Annotated in this window: 1 pseudogene; it reads left to right on the top strand. The window is 39.4% G+C overall.

What is annotated here, in order from left to right:
* Window positions 1–274 (top strand): annotated as a pseudogene (locus AAEY97_RS21255) (xanthine dehydrogenase molybdopterin binding subunit); the annotation flags it as partial.

The following is a 274-nucleotide window of genomic DNA, read 5'->3' on the forward strand; positions in this document are numbered from 1 at the left end:
GTAAAGATCCGCTTGAAATTAGAAAACTCAATTTATATAAAAAAGGCCGCGATACCACGCCGTACCATCAAACCGTAGAGCAACATATTTTAAAAGATATGATTGCTCAGCTTGAGGTGTCGGGTGATTACTGGGCACGTAAAGAGGCTATTAAAGCATTTAACGTATCGTCACCTATTATAAAAAAAGGCCTTGCGATGACGCCGGTTAAATACGGTATTTCGTTTACGGTACAACATTTAAACCAAGCTGGTGCACTCGTACATGTATATAG

Origin of the sequence: Shewanella sp. TB7-MNA-CIBAN-0143, from assembly GCF_040310065.1 — a bacterium.
In the GTDB taxonomy this organism is placed as follows: Bacteria; Pseudomonadota; Gammaproteobacteria; order Enterobacterales; family Shewanellaceae; genus Shewanella.